This window comes from Bacillus cereus group sp. MYBK222-1, assembly GCF_051916425.1.
GTDB lineage: Bacteria > Bacillota > Bacilli > Bacillales > Bacillaceae_G > Bacillus_A > Bacillus_A paranthracis.
Genome location: NZ_JBQAGP010000006.1, coordinates 86436 through 108402 on the forward strand (window position 1 = coordinate 86436; position 21967 = coordinate 108402).

The window sequence follows — 21967 nt, forward strand, 5'->3', positions numbered from 1 at the left end:
ATGAATATGCAAAAAGCATTGGAGACGAAACGTTTGACGTTGTCTTACGGTGAAACAATTATTATTGATGAGTTAAATTTAGAAATTCCAAAAGGTGAAATTACCATCTTTATCGGTTCTAACGGTTGCGGGAAATCGACCTTATTACGTTCACTAGCTAGATTATTAAAACCAACAGCTGGTGACATTTTGTTAGATAATCAAGCCATTCAAAATATGCAAACGAAGCAAATCGCTCGTCAAATGGCAATTTTACCGCAAGGACCGCAAGCGCCAGAAGGGCTTACAGTATTGCAACTTGTAAAGCAAGGACGTTATCCGTATCAAACATGGCTGAAGCAATGGTCAGAAAAAGATGAGGAAATGGTACAGAAAGCACTTGCAGCAACAGGTATGACAGAATTTGCTGAGCGTGATGTGCATGCTCTTTCAGGTGGACAACGACAACGTGCTTGGATTGCAATGACGCTTGCGCAAGATACAGATATTATTTTATTGGATGAGCCTACTACCTATTTAGATATGACTCACCAAATTGAAGTGCTAGATTTATTATTCGAATTAAATGAAACAGAACAAAGAACAATTGTTATGGTACTACACGATTTAAATTTGGCCTGCCGTTATGCAGACAATATTGTAGCCATTCAAGATAAACAAATATATGCACAAGGTAAGCCAGAAGAAGTAGTAGATGAGAAGCTAGTACGTGATGTATTCCGAATGGAATGTCAAATTAGTACGGATCCGTTATTTGGGACGCCACTTTGTATTCCGCATGGAAAAGGAAGACGTGTACGTAAAGAAGTTGCTCATGCAATGAGATAAAGAAAAAGACGATGAGGAAATCATCGTCTTTTTTATTTTCGGCAAGAGAATAAGAGAAAGAGGGGAATACGTAAACGACGTTCATATTCTTCCGCGCTTTGAAAATAAGTTTGATCTGGTGTAGCTTCTTTTAAATTTGTAATTGTAAATCCAGCTTGTTGTAATAGTGTAAAATATTCTTCCGTTGTACGATGATATTTAATAACTTCTTGATCAATCCAAGGTTCAACCCGTTTGCCTAGTTTAAAGTAATCATCGACAAGCCAACTCGTTCTTTTTCCGCTCGTTTGCAAGCTTTCAAATGAAGAGGTAATAATAGGGTGTTGAACGCTAAAAGTAAAGGTTCCATTTGTCTTTAAAGTTTCGTACACATTTTGAAAAATGATAGTAAGATGTTCGATATAATGTAAGGCGAGTCTAGATGTTACTAAATCAAAAGTAGAAGGAGGGTATGTGTAGTCTTTGAGGTTTAAAAAATGAACGGCGCCATTTTTGTTCTCTAGTTGTTTTTTAGCTTTTTCATACATAAGTTCGGAGCCTTCAATACCGGTGTAAGAGTGGCAGTCTTTTTCTAATAATTCCTTGCCAAATTTTGCGTCCCCACAGCCTAAATCGAGAATTTTCTTTCCTTTCACATCACCAATGAGTTGAAAGAAGGCTGGTTTTTCAAGTGATTCATTTGGGCTATTTTCTCGGTATCTTCGTTTCATATATTGTTCAAAAAACGCTTCGTTATCATATACATCAGATTCAGTAAATGCCATGATTGAAGCCCCCTTACATATTTTTTTTATTCTACCAAATATGAAAAGTAAATGATAGATTTCTTGTAATGAATCATATATAATCTAGAATTGTAAGCGGTTACTTTAAACTATTTTTCTATAATAAATTCTGAAAACGTGTTAAGCTAGTAGAGGGATTATTAGAACTATTAAGACAATAATTCGCTTACATGAACGATGGGAGGCTTCACGATGTCTAGTAAAACACTTGCGAAATTTTTAGAAGAAAATTTAGAGGATTTAAAATCAAAGGGGCTTTATAACGTAATTGATCCGCTCGAAAGTTCAAATGGACCGATCATTACAATTGGCGGAAAAGAATATATTAACTTATCTTCAAACAACTATCTTGGATTAGCAACAGATAGCCGTTTGCAAGAAGCTGCAATTGGTGCAATTCATAAGTACGGCGTTGGAGCAGGAGCGGTTCGTACAATTAACGGTACTTTAGATTTGCATATTAAATTAGAAGAAACAATTGCAAAGTTTAAACATACAGAAGCAGCAATTGCTTATCAATCAGGATTTAATTGTAATATGGCAGCGATTTCAGCTGTTATGGATAAAAATGATGCGATTCTTTCAGACGAGTTAAACCATGCTTCTATTATTGATGGTAGTCGTCTATCAAAAGCAAAAATTATTGTTTATAAACATTCTGATATGGAAGATTTACGCCAAAAAGCAATCGCAGCGAAAGAATCAGGACTTTACAATAAATTAATGGTAATTACAGACGGTGTCTTTTCAATGGATGGAGATGTTGCAAAACTACCAGAAATTGTTGAGATTGCGGAAGAATTAGATTTAATGACATACGTAGATGATGCACACGGTTCAGGTGTACTTGGTAAAGGGGCAGGAACTGTAAAGCACTTTGGTCTGTCTGATAAAGTTGATTTCCAAATTGGTACATTATCAAAAGCAATTGGGGTAATTGGTGGATATGTAGCAGGGAAACAAAACTTAATTGACTGGTTAAAAGTTCGTTCACGTCCATTCTTATTCTCTACAGCATTAACACCAGCTGATGCTGCAGCTTGCATGAGATCAATTGAAATCTTAATGGAAAGCACAGAGTTGCACGATCGTTTATGGGAAAATGGTCGCTATTTAAAACAAGGGTTAAAAGAACTTGGCTTTAACATCGGAGAAAGTGAAACGCCAATTACACCTTGTATTATTGGTGACGAAGTATTAACACAAGAATTTAGTAAACGTCTAAATGAAGAAGGCGTATATGCAAAATCTATCGTGTTCCCAACTGTAGCTAAAGGAACAGGACGTGTTCGTAATATGCCAACAGCAGCTCATACGAAAGAAATGTTAGATGAAGCAATTCGTAAGTATGAAAAAGTAGGGAAAGAAATGGGCATCATTTAAGTAACGACATCTTTTGAATAGCTTGCAAATGAGGAGTGGGGAAAATGAAAAAAATTCTAGTAACCGGTTCTTTAGGGCAAATTGGTTCTGAACTAGTAATGAAACTTCGTGATGTATACGGCGCATCAAATGTTATTGCAACAGATATTCGTGAAACAGATAGTGAAGTAGTAACGTCTGGTCCATTTGAAACGTTAGATGTAACAGATGGACAAAAACTACATGATATCGCAAAGCGCAATGAAGTAGATACAATTATTCATTTAGCAGCTTTACTTTCAGCAACAGCAGAAAAAAATCCGTTATTTGCATGGAATTTAAATATGGGCGGACTTGTAAATGCATTAGAAGCAGCTCGTGAATTAAACTGTAAGTTTTTCACGCCAAGTTCTATCGGTGCATTCGGTCCATCAACACCGAAAGATAATACACCACAAGATACAATTCAACGTCCTACTACGATGTATGGGGTAAACAAAGTAGCAGGGGAATTATTATGTGATTATTATCATCAAAAATTTGGCGTTGATACGCGCGGTGTACGTTTCCCAGGTTTAATTTCTTACGTAGCTCCTCCAGGAGGCGGAACAACTGACTATGCAGTTGAAATTTATTATGAGGCGATTAAAAAAGGCACATACACCTCATACATTGCAGAAGGAACATACATGGATATGATGTACATGCCAGATGCTTTACAAGCGATCATTTCATTAATGGAAGCTGATCCAAGTAAGTTAGTGCATAGAAATGCATTTAATATTACAGCAATGAGCTTTGAGCCAGAGCAAATCGCAGCATCAATTCGTAAACACATTCCGACGTTTACAATGGACTACGCTGTAGATCCAGCTCGTCAAACAATCGCTGATAGTTGGCCAAACTCTATTGATGCAACAGCAGCAATGAAAGAGTGGGGCTTTAAAGCAGAATACGATTTAGACAAAATGACAACGGACATGTTGGCTAAGTTAAAAAAAAAGCTCACAGCTGAGTTAGTGATGAATTAATAGGAAGAGTCGATTCTTAGGAATCGACTCTTTTTATTTGTATTTTAGGAATATACAAATAATTACAAGTGTGATAGAATGAGTTAATTTGTGTGTAAAGGGGAGACAGGGAATGGAGAAATGGGAGTTAGCAAAGGAAATTTACAATACGTCACGTTTAACGGGAACATTTAAACTTCGATCAGGACAAGTATCAAATCAATACTTTGATAAGTACTTATTTGAATCTAATCCAGCATTGTTAGTAGAAATTGCTAAGCAATTGAAAGAGCTCATTCCTCCTGAGACAGAAGTGCTGGCAGGTTTAGAGATGGGAGGAATCCCAGTAGCAACAGCATTATCTTTACAAACGGGTATACCAGTTGTATTTGTAAGAAAAGAAGCGAAGAAGTACGGTACATGTAAGTTAGCAGAAGGCGTTAATATTACTGAGAAAAATGTTTGTGTTGTTGAAGATGTTATTACGACAGGTGGTCAAATATTATTAAGCACGAAAGATTTAAGAGAACTAGGTGCGAAGGTACATCATGTTTTAGGCGTAATTGAACGAACAAAAGAGGGAAGAGAAAACTTATTAGAAGATGGCTTACAGCTACATTCTTTATTTACAATGGATGAGTTAATTGAAGGAGAAAAGGAACATGCAAAGGGTTGATGTCGTATACGCACTAATACATGACGAAGAAACAGATAAAATATTAATGGTACATAATGTAGAACAAAATGTTTGGTCATTGCCGGGTGGGGCTGTTGAAAAGGGTGAAACGTTAGAGGAAGCTTTAGTAAGGGAAGTAAAAGAAGAGACAGGTTTAACTGCTGTGGCAGGTGGACTTGTTGCGATTAATGAAAAATTCTTTGAAGAGCCAGGGAATCATGCGCTATTATTTACATTTCGAGCGCATGTAGTAAAAGGTGAACTTGTTGCAGCAGATGAAGGAGAAATTTCCGCAATGGAGTGGGTGGACAGAGCAATTGCAAATGAACGATTCCCATTCTACGATGGAGGATTCGATTCATTATTAGAAGTAGCCATTCCATATAAGTTTCAACCAGAAACAAAGTGATTGAATAGAAAAAACAGGAGCGCAAAGCTCCTGTTTTTCTATTCAATCGTCTTCAGTAATAACTTTTTCAATAGTGGTTTAATCTTCAGACGTAAATCTTCAGCGTGATTTGCAACTAAGAAGTGATGGTTATAAATGTTCTTCATTAATTGATAAGTTGCTTCTTTCGCTTCGCCTTCTTCGATGAAAATTCCGATTACTTCCATACCACTTTTACGAGCAAGTTTGACAGCTTCATGCGTATCTAAAATACCGTCTTGTTGGTAGTCTAGCGCAGAAGGTTCACCGTCTGTGAAGACAAGTAAGAATTTATGCTTTTCTGGTCTTTTTGCAAGTTTTTCAGAAACGATCCGAATGATATATCCATCGCGATTATCTTCTTCTTCGCGAAGCTGCATAATTTCGGGACCAACGTTTGGTAACGTTGAGTTTTTATACGTTACAACTTCATGGATAACGTTCGGTTTATCTTCAGGTTTCGCACTAGAAGCATCTTCCCAAAATCCGCTAATAGCGTGCGGGATTTTTAAAGATTTTAACGCTTCATGGAATAGAACCACACTCTTTTTCGTTTCTTCCATCTTGTTATACATAGAACCAGAACAGTCTACTAACAGTTGGAATGCAACGTCAAGCTCTTGTGATTCTTGTCCTTTTTTATAAAACATGCGAGGCTGCTTTTCAGTATAAATACGAAGGAATTTCTTACGAAGTCTTCCGTAATATTTATCACTATTTGCATTCGTTTTATTTTCAATCGTTTTTTCGATAATTTTCTTTAATTCTTTTACATCTTTATTAACGACTGATTTGATAGCTTGGTAATCCTTTTTCTCATCAGGATTTGGTTTACGTGCTTCTTTAAATGTATGAGAAGCGCCAGTGTTATATTTACCATATGCACCATCATTTTGACTAGAAGCGTGAGAAGCTCTTGCTTCTTTTGTGTCAGCACCATCAAAGTTAGATTGTGTACTTTTTTGAGAAGTACCTTGTACAGAGCCAAGTGCTTGGTCGCCATCTTCTGATTCGCGAGCAGTGTCACCCATCATATTTGTTTTTGTTCCGCTTTCTAATTCAAAGCGTAAAAAGTTCTCGTTTTCATTGTTTTTATTTTCACGGTGCCATGTTGAGAAGCTTTCATCCATTTTGTTTTTATTTTCATCGTCATCTATGAGCTGCGTATCATCGTTTGCTAAATCTTCGACGCGACAGTTTTTTTCATCTGCAATGACAGATAAATAAAGCGGTGCATGCCCGAAATAGTTGTTCAGCATATCACTTTCAAGAAGCTCCTCTAAGCGATAGCGAATTTTCTCAACGATATACATAATATCTTCCGTATTACGAGCTTGGAATGTTTCATGCAAAATAGCTTCAATTTGCTCGAAATATTCATTATTAAACATTTCATATTTATCGCTCGTTAATGAAAGATAGCATAGACAAAATAGACGATCACCGTGATAGTTACGAACACGATTGATTTCATTTTGTGAGCTAAAGTAATTGCGATACATTTCTTTTCTTCTTTTAAAAACATGCTTTGTGCCAGGGCGTAAGTTTTTTACGATTTCCTCAACACGTAAATCTTCTAATAGAACAAATAATTGTGTTAAAAACTTTTTTAAGGGTGATTCTTGCAATTCAATTGCATAAGAACGAATTAAAGTCATGTCCGAGTAATGTTTATTACCAAGTGCTTTTAAAAACACTTCGCTTTTTAATCCGATTACTGTATCCTCTTCTTTTCGATCATCCCAAAAGTGACTAATGACAACCTTTTTTTCAATTTCGTCGTAGTATGCTTTATAGCCATACTCAAGGTAGGCATCATCTTCTTTGAGAAGGGCATACATTAAGTTTTCCATTTGTAGAAACAGCGACGCATCAATTTTTTTGTCACTAAAAATTTGTCTCATAAATTACCCCTCAAAGAAATAACTTTCTGCTAATTCACGGACAGTCATTTGTTCTGTTTCATCGTTTAATTTTGCGATAATACTACGTTCAATTGCACGCATAACGGGAATATATACACCTAAATCACATGCATCGATAATGCCACGAATACTTGCTGCTTCTTCACTTACGCGGCCATCACGAGCTAAAGGCATAAGATCGCTTGCAAATGCAACGAACTTTTCAATTGTTGCAGTGTCTTTTAGTTTTGATTCTGCTAATAATAGTTCTTTTAATGTATCACCTTGGATGTAGGGAACTTCAATAATAACGAAACGGTTTTTTAACGCTTCGTTTAGTTCACTTGTTCCAACGTAGCCTTCATTAATTGCTGCGATTACACGATACTCATCATCACCGTATACAACTTCTTGTGTAAACGGGTTTGTAATCATTTTACGGTAATCTAATGCACCGTGAAGAAGTGGTAACGTTTCAGGTTTTGCCATATTGATTTCATCAATATATAGGAAATGACCGTTCTTCATTGCTTTCATAAGAGGACCGTTAACGAATGTAACTTCAGATGCGCCATCTTTCGTTTGTAGTGTGTTGTATCCTAAAATACCTTCTACATCTAAATCGACAGAACAGTTAATGCTATGCATTGGTTTTTGGAATAAAGAAGAAAGAGTTTCAGCTAGTACGGTTTTACCACTACCAGTCGGCCCTTTTAATAGAATATTTTTGCCAAGAAGAAGTGCTGTAATGGCATCTTCGATAATGCTATTATCAGATGCTTTATATACTTTTGTACCGATTAAATGTGCATTTTCACCAGCTTCTTGTTTATTCTTTTCGTGAATTGTAGAAAGTTGCTGTTTTAAATCAGCATGTATATGAAATTGTTCTAACATGTATGTCCCACCTAACATTATTTTCATAAAGTAATACATCTTATGATAACTTGTTTTAATATGGTATGCAAAGAAAAGGAGAGGGGACAAATATAAAAGAAAAAGCAATCAATAGTACATTGATTGCTTATAGTAAAGGAGAAATGAGCCTCATAAAAGACTCTAATATTCGTTTTTTGATACTTCTCTTTTGGAAAGCGTTCCATTTAATTTCAGTAGAATGCTTAAAGTCATCTTCAAAATCACGTTTAATATCATGAACAGTTTCTGATTCATACAGTACGCTAATAATTTCGTAATTCAATTCAAAGCTGCGTACGTCCATATTTGCTGTTCCGATTGTTGCAATTTTATCATCAACAAGTACAATTTTTGCATGCATAAAGCCATCTTTATAACTATAAATGGAGGCACCAGCTTTTAAAAGTGGAGTGAAGTAGGACTGAGATGCTTGGTCACTAATAATACTATCACTTTTACCAGGATATAAAATGCGTACATCTATGCCAGATATTGCACTTAAACGTAATAATGTTAAAGTTTCTTGATCTGGAATAAAGTATGGTGTAGCAATCCAAATAGATTTTTTTGCCGAGCCCATAACAGCTAATAATGTATTGCGAATGCTCTTATCATCTGAGCTTGGCCCGCTTGCTACAATTTGCACGGCACCTTCTGCACTTGAAATTTCTTTACCTGGGAAGTATTGTCTATTCATAAATTGATCCCAAGAATAGGTTTTCAAACCACTAGATGCATAGAGCCAGTCCTCTAGAAAAATTGCTTGTAATTTATATAACGCTTTTCCTTCGATTTTTAAATGACTATCACGCCAAACGGGAAACTTTTTTGAACGGCCAAGATATTCATCACCGACGTTAAGTCCTCCAGTAAAACCGATTTCTCCATCTACAATGACGATTTTACGGTGGTTACGATAATTGACGGTTTCAAGTAACCAAGCTGAAAAAATAGGATCAAATTCAACAATTTCAATCCCAGCTTCTTTCATAGGTTTTAAAAAGCGTCTTCTTAACGTATTACTTCCTAATCCATCATAAAGGAAGCGTACAATAACACCAGCTTTTGCTTTGTTTATTAAAGCATCCCGAACTTTTGTACCAATCTCATCAGATTTATAAATATAGTATTGAATATGTATATGATGTTTTGCTTGCTCGATCGCTTGCAAAATTGCTGAAAATGTTTGATCTCCGTTTGTTAAAAGTTTTGTAGTTGTTCTATCTGCGGCAGGCCCGCCTCCAAATTTTTGTACAACTTCTGTTAAATGGGTAGAGCGTTCACTTAATGGGACTTTGAGTGATAACTCTAGTCGTTTTCCTTCTAATATTTCACGGAATAATTTTCTTTGTTCTTCTGAACGATGGAGATGCTTTTTTCTTCTCCAACGGCTACGCCCGAAAATAGAGTATAAAAGTACACCTACAACGGGAAGAAGTGCTAATACTAAAAACCACGCTAAGGTACTTTGCGGAGACCTATTTTCGATAAAAATAACGAATGAAATTCCTACAATTGTGATGGACCAGAGAACGCCGACAAATGTATATAACGAAATATACGATGTATTTAATAGGAAAAGAACGATAGATACAATTGTAAATATTAATAGTAATTGGACAATAGGTTTCTTCATTTCTATATAATTCCTCTAATCTTTCTTCAATATAGACTTCCTAAATAGCGGATGTAATGTGACATTTTTATCCCACTTTAATGGGCAGTAAGCCCCCCACTGATTAAAGTTTCACTTTATTATAAAGTGTTTTCTGTTTTTTACAAAATGTAGGTATTTCCCCCATACTTTCCGCATTTGTCCTACATACAGTGTATTGTTACGTTTTTAAAGAGAAAAGGAAGGTGAATAAAATGTATGGTCGTCCAATTGGAGGATTTGGTCACGGAGGTTTTCATGGTGGTTTTGGACATTCACCATTTTTTGGTGGAGGTTTCTTTCCAGGGTTTGTAGCAGGAGCATTACTCAGCCCTGGATTTGGTTATGGCGGATATGGTTATCCGTATTACTCGGATTATTCTTATTATACAGGTTACCAACAAGATCCATATTATTCTTACAATACCTATTAAGATGAGAAAATGGAAAAGGAGAGGGGAAATATGAATTATATAGAAAATAACGGATTGTATTATCGTAATCATCATCATGGAGGGCACCATCATAACGGCGGACATCACCACCATGGTGGGCACAATCACCATGATCATCATCACCATCACGGAGGTGGATGGGGCTGGGGTGGCGGCTCATGGGGCGGTGGATTTTTCCCTGGAAGTTTTGCTGGAGGTGTGTTAGGTGGGCTTACAGCTGGCGCATTAACGGGTGCAGCAGGTGGAGGCTACTATCCAGCACCATACCCAGTAACTTATCCAGCGCCATATCCAGTACCATATCCAGCACCGTACCCAGTAACTTATTCAGCGCCATATCCAACACCATATCCGTATTAAACAAAAAAGAGGATATCCTCTTTTTTGTTTAATACAGTATTTATTTATAAAATTCTTCCAAAATCAAGGTGAAAATATGTTAATATTTTGTTATTATAATTCAAAAACTACTATTTATAATCGAAACGGTATTATATTGCTTTTTATTACAAATAATATTATGTTATTTTAATCGACATATTTCAAAACGTGATGTATGTAAAGAACGATTATTAGGAAATGAAATATCTCTATTTCTATGAAAAGAAACAAGTTGTGTTTTAGTCAGATAGGAAGCAAGGAGAGATGCGCATGCTAGAACAAAGAGGTCATGCATTATATGAATCTTCATTGCGAGATTTAAAGTTAGCATTAGATGAGTCTTCAATTGTTGCGATTACAGACCGAAAGGGTCTTATTACATATGTAAATGATAAGTTTTGTGAAATCTCCAAATATACACGAGAAGAGTTAATAGGGAAAGATCATCGTATTTTAAATTCAGGACATCATCCGAAAACATTTTTTCAAATGCTATGGAAGCGTATTTTGAGCGGAAAAGTATGGAGAGGGGAGATTCGAAATCAAGCAAAAGATGGTACATATTATTGGGTTAAAACAACAATTGTTCCATTTTTAAATGAAAAAGGAGAGCCATATCAATTTATTGCGATCCGAAATGATATTAGTAGTAGGAAAGAAGCAGAACAGAGGTTACGGTTAAGCGAAAGTCGTTATAGGGAGCTTGCGTATCATGATGCTTTAACGAGTTTACCGAACCGTTTACAATTAATAACGACTGTTAACGAATTAATTGCAGATAAAAGAGAGTTTGGTATGATTTATTTTGATTTGGATCGTTTTAAATTAGTAAACGATACGCTAGGTCATATGATAGGAGATTTACTTTTAAGCGAAGTTGCTTCACGGTTGCATTATGTGCTAGGAGAGAAAGATGTTCTGGCTAGGCTGGGTGGCGACGAATTTGTGTTGTTAACAAAAAATCATACACAAGATGAGATGAGGCAGCTAGCGACATCTGTGTTGTCATGCTTTCAGGCGCCATTTATACTTGAAGGTCATGAAGTATACATTTCAGCTAGTCTAGGACTGTGCTCATATCCGCAAGATGGACAAGATGTAGAAACTCTATTGAAGAATTCAGATTTAGCTATGTATAGTGCGAAAGAACAAGGAAGAAATGCAGCGTGTTTCTTTACAGATGAGTTACGTGCGAAAATAAATCGTAGAATGAAAATTGAATTTGCTTTGCAAAAGGCAATTCGTGATGAAGAGTTAGATGTGGCACTGCAGCCTATTATTGATTTGAAAACGAAGAAATATACTGGTATTGAAGCTTTAGCGCGTTGTTCGACAGAAGAAGGACCTATTTCGCCAGACGAATTTATTCCAGTAGCTGAAGAATCTGGACTTATTATAAAATTAGGAGACTGGGTATTAGAAAAGTCATGTCGCTTGTTTAAAACATTGCCAGAGTATGAAGAAGGACTAAAGTTATCTGTGAATTTATCCATACAACAATTAATGCAAAAGCGTTTTATTTTATCTGTACGTAGCATTTTAAGGAGAACTGGATTTCCTGCAAATCGTTTAATTTTAGAAATAACGGAAAGCATTGCTGTTCGTCATTTTGATTATATTATTGCTACATTACAAGAATTAAGAAATATGGGTATTTTAATTGCTTTAGATGATTTCGGAACGGGTTATTCTTCCTTATATTATTTAAAACAACTACCGCTGGATATAGTAAAAATTGATCGTAATTTTATTCGTGAATTTCATTATGATCATGCACAGCCAGAGCGAACGATTGTAAAATCTGTTATTGAAATTGCCCATAGCTTACATTTAGCAGTAGTTGCTGAAGGGGTAGAGACAGTAGAGCAAGAAAGCTTATTAAAATCGATGGGCTGTGATTATGTACAAGGATTTTATTATGCAAAACCTTTATCTGTAGCAGAGTTAAAGGAAAAGTTAATTATAGACTTCTAATAAAAAAGAGAAGCCAGAAGCTTCTCCTTTTTTAATTCATTTTTTGTGAGTCTTTCATTAGTACAGGATAAAGAATAAGACCTAATACGAACAATCCGATTCCTAAGAAGAACGTTTTTAAATCAGCAGTTCCCGTTTTGATAACCCAAATAGAATATATGAATGCTAATGTAGTAATGATGCCGTCCTTTATTCGAGAGCCAGGCATTATATCATACGTTTCTCCTGTAATAACTAATTTGAATTGGTACAGTGTAGAAACAAGGTATGGAATTAAATAAGCTAATGTTGCTACAACGATAGCGAAATTATAAGCTTCTGATACGGTACCAGAAATCGTTGAGAATAAGAAAATTTGCGTCATCACATTTGTAATAAATAATGATTTTGAAGGACTACCTTTTTTATTTGTTTTCGCGAAAAATTTAGGGAAAAGCCCATTTTTTGCTGCCTGATAAGGAACCTCTGAACTAACAACGATCCAGCCAACTGTAGATCCAAATAAAGATACAAGTGCAAGTAAAGCCATTATATATGCGCCTTTATTGCCAATTGCTAAATTTAATGCGTCTACTAATGGTTTTTGAGACTCTTTTAAAGCATCTTGCGGGAGAGCGCCCATTGTAAGTAGAGTAATTGACATGTAAATAAGAAGAGCGATAATTAATCCGAAAATAGTCGCTTTTTTTACATCGCGCTGAGATTTTGCACGATTAGAAAGCATGACAGCCGATTCAATACCGATAAATGCCCAAAGTGTTGCAATAGCAGCTGAATTGATTTGTCCACCTAACGAAATTGATTGTCCTGCTTCATTCATAAATGTTTGCCCGTCTCCGAAATTAGAGGCATTGAAAATGAATAATGTGATTACAATAAACATTGTAAATCCGATAATTTTTGCAATAGTAGCAAGAAGATTCATATTTCCAGCACGATCAATATTTTGAGAAAGAATATATTGAATTCCCCATAACATAAGGCTACATACGAGGAACGTTAACCCTTTTCCAAGTTCTAGTGAAAATCCGTTCGTTGAAAAGAGAATTTGCTTACTTTGTAAAACTGGAAAGAATGTTGATAAATATCCAGCAAAGGAAATAATAACAGATGCTGTTGCAGCCCAGTTCGCAGCCCAATATCCCCATGCCATACTATAGCCTGCAACTTTACCCGCTTTTTTTGAAGGGAACATCGCTTGAGCATAGCTTTGTGGTCCCGCTTTTAATTCTGGTTTTCGGATTGCTAAATTTCCAAATACGAGTGCAATCATAAATACGCCAAGTCCTGTAATACTCCATGCAAGTGTAGAACCCATTGGACCTGATACTTGTGCTAAATTTGCTGGGAGCATAAATACGCCACCGCCAACCATATTCCCGATAACAAAAGCTGTTAAAACCCATAATCCCCATTTTTTCGTTTCCATTTTTGTTAACTCCTTTGTAGTAATATTTGCTTAAACATCATTTTTTACTAGCTTTTTGGCAATAAAAAAAGAGCCATGTAGATAAAAAATACCTACATGGCTCTTCGCCAAAGCGTAGGTACAACGGGAATAACCCTTGTACCTACGCGTAATTTTTCCGCTAGGTTTCAAGGGTTACGTATGATGATGATGTTTTTGTGCAAATGTAACTACAATTGTTGTATAAGTAAGCATAGTTCTTTGCTCCCTTTCTCCTCTGATTTTGAAGTTAGTATACTACATGTTTTTTTGAATGAAAAGAAAAATATAAAAATTTTTATAAAAATACGTTTTAGAGATTAAATATTTACCTTTATTTTTCCTATACTGGAAAATAAGTGAGAGATTGGCAGAAGAGTGTAGCATGGTATAATACATATAGAACTAGAAGGTGACAAGGGGCTATTGTAGATGATGAGTAAGTATGAACAAATTTATACAGAAATCAGTAATTCTATTGATAATAGGCAATTAAAAGAGGGATGCAAAATCCCATCAGAAACTGAATTAATGAAGCAATATGAAGCGAGCCGCGGTACTGTAAGAAAAGCTGTAGATTTATTACAAGAACGTGGATATGTTCAAAAAATACATGGAAAAGGTGTTTTTGTTTTAAAGCGAAAAAATATTGAATTCAACTTTGGTGGTATTGTAAGTTTCCAAGAAGAAAATGAACGTTTAGGACGCCATTGTATTACAGAAGTCGTGGAAATGGAGAAAGTAAAAGCGACAAAAGAGGTTGCAAAGCTATTAAATGTGAAAGAGAAAACAGACATAGATCATATTAAACGCGTACGAAATATTGATGGAGAAAAAGTAATTTTGGATATTAATCATTTTGTATCGGAATATATTCCTGGATTAACGAGTGAGATTGCAGCGGGGTCCATTTATAAATATATTGAGAAAGAACTAGGTCTTCATATTAGTTACTCACAGAGAGTAATTGAAGTGCAACCATGTACAGAGGACGATAGAAAGTATTTAGATTTAAATGGAACAGATTATGTTGTTGTCGTGAAAAACTTTACGCATTTGTATGATGGAAGTCAGTTCGAATATACAGAATCCCGCCACCGCTTAGATATTTTTCATTTTTCGGATGTGGCGCGGAGAAAATAAGGAGATGGAACGTAATGTTTCATCTCTTTTTTTATAAAAAAATGACAAACTCGTATATACGAGTGTTGACTAACTTATATATACGAGTTAATATGTAATTGTAAACGGTATCAAAAAAGAAAAGAGGGACGGGAATATGGGGAAAGACTATCGTAAAACAGCAGAGGAAGTGTTGCAGTATATTGGCGGGAAAGACAATATTGAACAAGCTGCGCACTGTGTAACGAGACTCCGTATCGCTTTAAAGGATGAAAGTAATATAGATAACGATAAATTGCAGTCTGTTTCATTAGTGAAGGGAGCGTTTCATAACGCTGGGGTATTTCAAATTGTAATTGGTCCAGGAGATGTTGATCGAGTATATGCTGAATTGATAACGCTTGCAGGTATGAAGGAAGCGACAGTAGCTGATGTAAAAGATTCTGGAAACCAAAAGTTAAATCCAGCTCAAAAGTTTGTAAAAGTATTTTCAGATGTATTTATGCCGATATTACCAGCAATCGTAACAGCTGGTTTATTAATGGGTATTAATAATCTATTAGGCGCAAAGGACTTATTTTTTGATGGAAAAAATTTATTAGATGTGTATCCAAACTTAGGCGGGCTTTGGGATTTAATTAATATGATGGCGAATACAGCATTCGTATTCTTACCGGCACTTGTCGGGTGGTCAGCAACAAAACGTTTTGGTGGTAGTCCAATACTAGGGATTGTTATGGGATTAATGCTTGTGCATCCGGCCTTATTAAATGCCTGGGACTATGGAAAAGCAGCGACTGGTTTAGATGGTCAAAAGATTGAGTACTTCAATATTTTAGGGCTGTTCCAAATTGAGAAGGTAGGATATCAAGGACAAATTTTACCTGTTTTAGTAGCAGCATTTGTATTAAGTAAAGTAGAAATCTTTTTAAAGAAACATGTACCAAATGCAATTCAATTATTAGTTGTACCAATTACAACAATCGTTGTGACAGGTGTATTAGCATTAGGGATTATTGGTCCGGTTACACGTCATATTGGAGATTTATTAACAGTAGGATTAGTAGGTGTATATGAAACAGTACCAGTAGTTGGAGCAGTATTATTTGGAGCATTGTATGCACCACTTGTAATTACAGGTATGCATCATATGTTTATTGCTATTGATTTACAATTAATTGCACAACACGGTGGTACATTCATTTGGCCGATGATTGCTCTTTCTAACATTGCGCAAGGTAGTGCGGCACTTGCGATGTTCTGGATTTCTAAAAATCAAAATGATAAAAGTATGGCATCGACATCAGCAATCTCGGCATATTTCGGTATTACAGAGCCAGCTATGTTTGGTGTAAACTTACGAAATAAATTCCCGTTCTATGCAGCGATTATCGGATCGGCTGTGGCGGCGATATTCATTACATTAAATGGTGTATTAGCACCTGCTATCGGAATTGGTGGATTACCAGCATTTATTTCTATCATTCCGAAATCGATTCCAATGTTTATTGTCGGAATGGTTATCGCAATTGTAATTCCATTTACGTTAACGTGGTTATTTGCAAAACGAGTAAAACAGAAGTAGGAGGAAGTTAAACATGAAGGATTGGCATAAAAGTGTAGTTTATCAAATTTATCCGAAGAGCTTTAATAGCTATTACAATAAAGAAACCGGTGATATAAAAGGGGTTACAGAAAAACTAGATTACTTAAAAGAACTCGGAGTAGATTATATTTGGTTAACACCGATATACCAATCGCCACAAAATGATAATGGATACGATGTAAGTGATTACTACAATATTGATCCATCTTACGGAACGATGGAAGAGTTTGAAGAGCTTTTAGAAGAAGCAAAAGCACGTAACATTGAAATTATGCTTGATATCGTTGTAAATCATAGTTCGACGGAGCATAAGTGGTTTAAAGAAGCGAAGGAAGATAAAAATAGTCCATATCGTAATTACTATATTTGGCGTGATGAAAAAAATAATTGGCAATCTAAGTTTGGTGGGTCTGCTTGGAAATATGATGAGAAGACAGAGCAATATTATTTACATCTATTTGATGAGACACAAGCAGATTTAAACTGGGAAAATGAAAAACTTCGTGAAGAAGTATATGATATGATGCGCTTTTGGCTTGATAAAGGGGTAACTGGATTCCGATTAGATGTTATTAATTTAATTTCAAAAGATCAACAGTTTTTAAATGATAATGGAAGTACGGCGACAAGCGATGGCCGTAAATATTATACAGATGGCCCACGTGTTCATGAATATTTACAAGAAATGAACCGAAATGTTTTTGAAGGGAAAGATGTAATTACAGTTGGAGAAATGTCATCTACGACAATTGATAATTGTATTAAATATTCAAACCCTGAGCGTAATGAATTAAGTATGACGTTTAGTTTCCATCATTTAAAAGTTGATTATCCGAATGGTGATAAGTGGACGAAGGCTGATTTTGATTTTATTAAATTAAAAGAGATTATGTCTAATTGGCAAATTGAAATGCAAAAGGGCGGGGGATGGAATGCGTTATTCTGGTGTAATCATGACCAGCCTCGTATTGTGTCACGCTTCGGTAATGATGAGAAGTATAGAAATGAATCTGCAAAAATGTTAGCAACGGCTATGCATATGTTGCAAGGAACGCCTTATATTTATCAAGGCGAAGAAATCGGTATGACGAATCCTAATTTTGAGTCTATTGAACAATATCGTGATGTGGAATCGTTAAATATATATGATATAAAGTTGGAAGAAGGATTATCAAAAGAAGAGATTATCGGGATTTTAAAACAAAAATCTCGTGACAACTCCCGTACTCCAATGCAGTGGAATGAAGAGATGAACAGTGGCTTTACAACAAGTACACCTTGGATTTCAGTGGCTGAAAACTTTAAAGAAATAAACGTAGAGAAGGCATTAGAAGATAAAGAGTCTGTATTTTATCATTATAAAGAGTTAATAGAACTTAGAAAAACGTATGATGTAATTACAGAAGGAGAATATGCTATTTTGGATGAAAATGATCCTAAAATTTGGGCATATACTCGTACTACAGAAAGTGAAGTGCTACTTGTTATCAATAACTTCTATGGAGAGGAAATAACGTACTCTGTACCAGCGCACGTTCAATTAGATGGAATGCAACAAGAAGTATTACTGTCGAATTATAAAGATTCCAGCAAGGATATTACAAACCTTGACTTAAGACCATATGAATCAATTGTATATCGATATACGAAATAAAAGGTTGTATGCCTGCGTGGCATACAACCTTTTATTTTAAGACACCACTATACAAAATGCTTACTTCTACCTCAGGCTTAAATTTTACTTTTGCATAATCTTTATTCCAATTTTTTTTCTTCCATAGGTCAGGATGATAAGCGATAAGATGTCTACCAATTCCGAAAGCATCACAATTTGCCTTTTGTAACTTTTTCGTTATTTTTTTCGCTTCTTTCGTGAGCTGTTTGGATAGTTCCTTATTTAGTTTTTTTCTTTCATCCATTTTGTAAAGATTATCTCTCGGAGCTTCAAGGGCTATAACTTTTAATTGAAGCTTAATGTGGGCATAAACATTTCCTTTTTTATCTGTTGTTATTTTTAAGTCTCGTTTTAATTTCCGATTGCTCACTTCCATTGTTAAATAGTCAGATGTCTTCTCGGATTCATCGCTAGTAAGTTTTTGGGTTATACGGGCACTTGTTCCCATTTTTCCAGTTAATAATACGAATAAAACAGATTGTTTTAAAGGTAAATGCCCGGTCAATTTATCATTGTTAAATAAAGCTAATCCGTTTGTAATTACTTCTTTTCCTTTTATTTTTATAGAAGGGAGGGTAAAGTCTTTACCCGGATCTAACATTTTTGTAGCAGCTGTTTCTAAAGTTTCTTTTGGAAATACACTCATATCTTCTAAGCTTTTCACTTTTTTCTTTAGAAAATCTCCAATTAGTAAATTTCCTACTTTCTTTTTTTCTAGTATCTCGGATGTTTCACCATCTACTGCAATAAGTTTTACTAAAGCAGTTGGGTTTGTTGGGTCCCGAAAGCTGACATCTAAATAAGGTAGTATACCTTTTTTTAAAATTTTGGTTCCTAGTAATTGAACACCATATTTAAAATAACGAATATTTCCAGTCACATTTTTTTTCAGTGCATCGCTTGTATCTCTTATGTTATGCCCGGTTGCTGAATGTATTTCATTCTCGAATGAAGATTGTTCGCCGCTTGAACTTTTTACGAGCTCAATTGTTTGCTGGAGTTGATTCTCTTCCGTAATATCAGATCCAATACTATAAGCTAACCTTGCTTCCCTTAATGGTTCTTGATCCCAACAGCCAGCAAGGAATGCACTAGTGCATAATACAAAAAGTAATTTAACTCTTTTTTTGAACATACTGTTCTCCTTTCTTATTTCTTATTACTGAATAAAGTAGAAATAAAAGAGGGAGGACAACGATGAAAATATAGGTGAACTTATCTGTGAAAGTTGCAATCACTTTTAATTCTTCAGGTGTATCGATAAATAGGGCTATACTAAAAGCAATAATACCAACGATTGGGACAGCCTTTTTATGATTACCAAGATTGAATATATGTCCAATTCCTATAGAAGCAGCGCAGTAATAACTAGCGATAGAAGCTACAACTGTTATCATCCAAATTGGTATGAATAGTAAATCAGTTCGGTCTATAATCCCGATATGCAAGGATCGTAATAAGTAAGCAACTGGTTCTGGAATAAGCTCAATTTGTTTTGGACTAAATACGATAAAGCAAATCCAAACAGTAAAAGTATAAAAAAGGGTTACAAATCCATTCGCGATAGAAATTGCCTTTAGTTTTGCGACAGAACTGCCATTTACTTTTGGAAAAGCGATAAGAATGATTTCAAAACCATACATGGCTGTAATTGTTTCCTTGGATGCTTGAATTATATTCCACCAGCCGGCTTCTGTAATGGGAAAAATATAAGAGAAATCAGCTCGGGAAAGCCCTAGGGCAATTAAAAGAGCCATTGGTAAAATGAGAATAGAGGCCATGACATAAAATCGTACGATGACTTTAAAAGTGTTATAAGCTACATAACAACAAGCTATTGTAAATAGTATGAGAATGGCATACCAAGGAGTTGCTTGTAATATCCACACTTTAATGACATTACAAGCATTCAACATAACCGTCATACCAATAAGGGTAAAATAAAAAACATAAGCAAAACCTAATAGTTTTCCAAACTTATTCCCAAATAGCATACAAACACTTTCATACATATCTGCATCAGGGAATCGTTTTAAGAAAAGCCACATAAGTAAAATAATAAGCTGAATCGCAAGCCCGGCGATGAGCGCGGAAATCCACCCACCGCCTTTTGCTATTGGGTGAAGACGGTTAGGCAGGGAAAGTATACCCACTCCAATTTGGCATTGAATAACGAAAAAGGTAAATTGAACTAGCGAAATTTTACTTTGCGTGTTTGTCACCGTCCTCATCCTCTCTCGTTACATGTTGGCGCTGCATTTTTTTCGGTTTTGGATCATGTGGTCGTTCCCAAAATGACCAAATTGGTAGTCTGACAAAAGAATCTTTCATATCTTTAATCCGCATTGGTGCAACAGGAGAAAGATATGGTGTATGAAAAGAATGAAGCTGACATAAATGAACGAAAGTTATAATGAGACCGAACGATATTCCTACATATCCGAATAGGGCAGCAAGGAGCATTAATGGAAATCGAAGAATCCGAACTGCTGAACTCATATCGTTTGATGGAACGAGAAAAGATGAGATTGCAGTTAAAGCTACAACGATAATCATTGTGTAAGAAACGAGTCCGGCTTTTACAATTGCATCACCAATTACTAAACCGCCTACAATACCGATTGTTTGTCCAACTCTGCTCGGCAAGCGAATACCAGCTTCCCGTAATAACTCGAAAATTAGCTCCATTAAGAGAGCTTCAAAAATAGGAGGAAGTGGTACTTTCTCTAATGAAGCTTTAATTGTATACACAAGTTCGAGTGGCAATACATCAGGATGAAAGGCTACGGTTGCGATATATATAGCTGGTAAGAGAAAAGCAATCAAGAAACTCACTAATCGAATCATTCGGACGAAAGAACCGACAATCCAGCGGTTATTATAATCATCTGGTGATTGATAGAAAGCGAATAATGTAACAGGAACGATGAGCGCTGTTGGATCTCCATCAGATAAAATAGCAACTCGTCCTTCCATTAAATTTGCTGCGACTCTATCTGGACGCTCTGTATTTAATTGCTGCGGAAATGGTGAGAAAGACGTATCCTCTATAAATTCTTGTATATATCCCGGAGGCATAAGTGCATCTGTCTTAATCGTTTCTAACCTTCTTTTTACTTCTGTAACTAAATCGTCATTCGCTATGTTTTGCATATAAGCAATTGCCACTTTCGTATGCATTTCTTCACCAAGTGTGAAATATTTAACGACGATATTTGGACTTTTTATGAGTTTACGAATGGAAGCTAAATTGGTTGCTAAATCTTCTACAAAACCAGTATGTGGTCCACGTACAATGCCTTCATTATCAGGCTCTGCTATATCTCTCTTTAAAGATAAAGCTGTTTCGAAAATACAAAAACTGTCGACTTGTTCATGAAAATATAATGATTTGCCTTGTAATAAAAGTTGCACACCGTAATTTAAATTTGTTTCTTTCTTCATACTTAATGTGGCAAAAGCTTTATCTAAAGACAAATCCGACCGAGTTAATAAAGGCTCAAGAGCTAATTGGTGAATTAAATTTAAATCTGCTAAAGATTCGATATATAAGATTGTTCCTTTTCCGTTTTGAAATGGGACATCTAATTTTTTTATATCATCTGAGTGACATAGCTTATTTTCAATGTAATTAATATTTTCCGGAAGTGATGGAAACATATGCTTTTTGTTATTATCTTGTTGTGAGTGCTTCTGTTCGGTCATAATTTCCATCTCCTTTACATTGAAATTATTTCTGTTAA

General features: G+C 35.5%; 19 protein-coding genes. 11 read left to right on the forward strand and 8 right to left on the reverse strand.

The window, feature by feature from the left end; genetic code table 11:
* Positions 1–6 precede the first annotated feature (6 nt).
* Complete coding sequence (locus ACTFR9_RS21915) at positions 7–828, forward strand: ABC transporter ATP-binding protein (protein WP_061131300.1); 822 nt, start codon at positions 7–9, stop codon at positions 826–828.
* Between the two features lie 32 nt (positions 829–860).
* Here the strand turns inward: ACTFR9_RS21915 and ACTFR9_RS21920 are convergent, their stop codons facing one another.
* Positions 861–1592: a class I SAM-dependent DNA methyltransferase gene (locus ACTFR9_RS21920; protein ID WP_061185382.1), complete on the reverse strand. Its 732-nt coding sequence runs from the start codon at positions 1590–1592 to the stop codon at positions 861–863.
* 213 nt (positions 1593–1805) lie between these two features.
* On the opposite strand from ACTFR9_RS21920, the gene ACTFR9_RS21925 reads away from it, so the two are divergent.
* From ACTFR9_RS21925 to ACTFR9_RS21940, 4 genes are all read left to right on the forward strand, one after another.
* A complete protein-coding gene (locus tag ACTFR9_RS21925; RefSeq protein WP_000095906.1) occupies positions 1806–2996 on the forward strand; it encodes a glycine C-acetyltransferase in 1191 nt (396 codons plus the stop codon).
* 44 nt (positions 2997–3040) lie between these two features.
* Complete coding sequence (locus ACTFR9_RS21930; protein ID WP_000723139.1) at positions 3041–4006, forward strand: L-threonine 3-dehydrogenase; 966 nt, start codon at positions 3041–3043, stop codon at positions 4004–4006.
* Between the two features lie 112 nt (positions 4007–4118).
* On the forward strand, positions 4119–4661 hold the full coding sequence (pyrE, locus tag ACTFR9_RS21935) for an orotate phosphoribosyltransferase (protein WP_000417029.1): 543 nt from the start codon (positions 4119–4121) through the stop codon (positions 4659–4661).
* Positions 4648–5070, forward strand: a complete 423-nt coding sequence (locus ACTFR9_RS21940) for an NUDIX hydrolase (protein ID WP_001189954.1) — start codon at positions 4648–4650, stop codon at positions 5068–5070. Before pyrE ends, ACTFR9_RS21940 begins: the two co-directional genes overlap by 14 nt.
* A gap of 38 nt (positions 5071–5108) precedes the next feature.
* Here ACTFR9_RS21940 and ACTFR9_RS21945 read toward each other — a convergent pair whose 3' ends face one another.
* The 3 genes from ACTFR9_RS21945 to ACTFR9_RS21955 form a co-directional block, all read right to left on the reverse strand.
* Complete coding sequence (locus tag ACTFR9_RS21945) at positions 5109–6992, reverse strand: vWA domain-containing protein (RefSeq protein WP_001248871.1); 1884 nt, start codon at positions 6990–6992, stop codon at positions 5109–5111.
* Between the two features lie 3 nt (positions 6993–6995).
* Positions 6996–7889 carry an ATP-binding protein gene (locus tag ACTFR9_RS21950; RefSeq protein ID WP_048558065.1) on the reverse strand — a complete coding sequence of 298 codons (894 nt, stop codon included), beginning with the start codon at positions 7887–7889 and terminating at the stop codon, positions 6996–6998.
* A gap of 127 nt (positions 7890–8016) precedes the next feature.
* Positions 8017–9546 carry a cardiolipin synthase gene (locus ACTFR9_RS21955; protein WP_000743044.1) on the reverse strand — a complete coding sequence of 510 codons (1530 nt, stop codon included), beginning with the start codon at positions 9544–9546 and terminating at the stop codon, positions 8017–8019.
* 233 nt (positions 9547–9779) lie between these two features.
* Here ACTFR9_RS21955 and ACTFR9_RS21960 point away from each other — a divergent pair, with 233 nt between their 5' ends.
* From ACTFR9_RS21960 to ACTFR9_RS21970, 3 genes are all read left to right on the forward strand, one after another.
* Positions 9780–9998 carry a hypothetical protein gene (locus tag ACTFR9_RS21960; protein WP_000274348.1) on the forward strand — a complete coding sequence of 73 codons (219 nt, stop codon included), beginning with the start codon at positions 9780–9782 and terminating at the stop codon, positions 9996–9998.
* 30 nt (positions 9999–10028) lie between these two features.
* Complete coding sequence (locus ACTFR9_RS21965) at positions 10029–10379, forward strand: hypothetical protein (protein ID WP_001106393.1); 351 nt, start codon at positions 10029–10031, stop codon at positions 10377–10379.
* Positions 10380–10670: 291 nt separating this feature from the next.
* Positions 10671–12374 (forward strand): putative bifunctional diguanylate cyclase/phosphodiesterase, encoded by a 1704-nt coding sequence (locus tag ACTFR9_RS21970; protein WP_073541558.1) that lies wholly within the window; start codon positions 10671–10673, stop codon positions 12372–12374.
* A 31-nt stretch (positions 12375–12405) separates the two neighbouring features.
* Here the strand turns inward: ACTFR9_RS21970 and ACTFR9_RS21975 are convergent, their stop codons facing one another.
* The gene (locus tag ACTFR9_RS21975) at positions 12406–13803 is read right to left on the reverse strand and encodes an amino acid permease (protein ID WP_000448454.1); all 1398 of its coding nucleotides are present in this window, start codon (positions 13801–13803) and stop codon (positions 12406–12408) included.
* A 450-nt stretch (positions 13804–14253) separates the two neighbouring features.
* Between ACTFR9_RS21975 and treR the strand changes: the two genes are divergently transcribed.
* From treR to treC, 3 genes are all read left to right on the forward strand, one after another.
* Entirely contained in the window at positions 14254–14964 is a 711-nt protein-coding gene (gene treR / locus ACTFR9_RS21980) for a trehalose operon repressor (protein ID WP_000987250.1), read from the forward strand.
* A 136-nt stretch (positions 14965–15100) separates the two neighbouring features.
* Positions 15101–16528, forward strand: coding sequence for a PTS system trehalose-specific EIIBC component (gene treP, locus ACTFR9_RS21985; protein ID WP_163262802.1), 1428 nt, complete (start codon positions 15101–15103; stop codon positions 16526–16528).
* A gap of 13 nt (positions 16529–16541) precedes the next feature.
* Positions 16542–18203 carry an alpha,alpha-phosphotrehalase gene (gene treC / locus ACTFR9_RS21990; protein WP_000656099.1) on the forward strand — a complete coding sequence of 554 codons (1662 nt, stop codon included), beginning with the start codon at positions 16542–16544 and terminating at the stop codon, positions 18201–18203.
* 31 nt (positions 18204–18234) lie between these two features.
* Here the strand turns inward: treC and gerKC are convergent, their stop codons facing one another.
* From gerKC to gerKA, 3 genes are read right to left on the reverse strand one after another with little or no spacing between them, the layout of a single operon-like run.
* Positions 18235–19359: a spore germination protein GerKC gene (gerKC, locus tag ACTFR9_RS21995; protein ID WP_000474039.1), complete on the reverse strand. Its 1125-nt coding sequence runs from the start codon at positions 19357–19359 to the stop codon at positions 18235–18237.
* A complete protein-coding gene (locus ACTFR9_RS22000; RefSeq protein ID WP_000185779.1) occupies positions 19340–20446 on the reverse strand; it encodes a GerAB/ArcD/ProY family transporter in 1107 nt (368 codons plus the stop codon). The genes gerKC and ACTFR9_RS22000 overlap by 20 nt, the downstream gene beginning before the upstream one ends.
* Positions 20427–21929: a spore germination protein GerKA gene (gene gerKA, locus ACTFR9_RS22005; RefSeq protein WP_000139275.1), complete on the reverse strand. Its 1503-nt coding sequence runs from the start codon at positions 21927–21929 to the stop codon at positions 20427–20429. Before gerKA ends, ACTFR9_RS22000 begins: the two co-directional genes overlap by 20 nt.
* Positions 21930–21967: the final 38 nt, after the last annotated feature.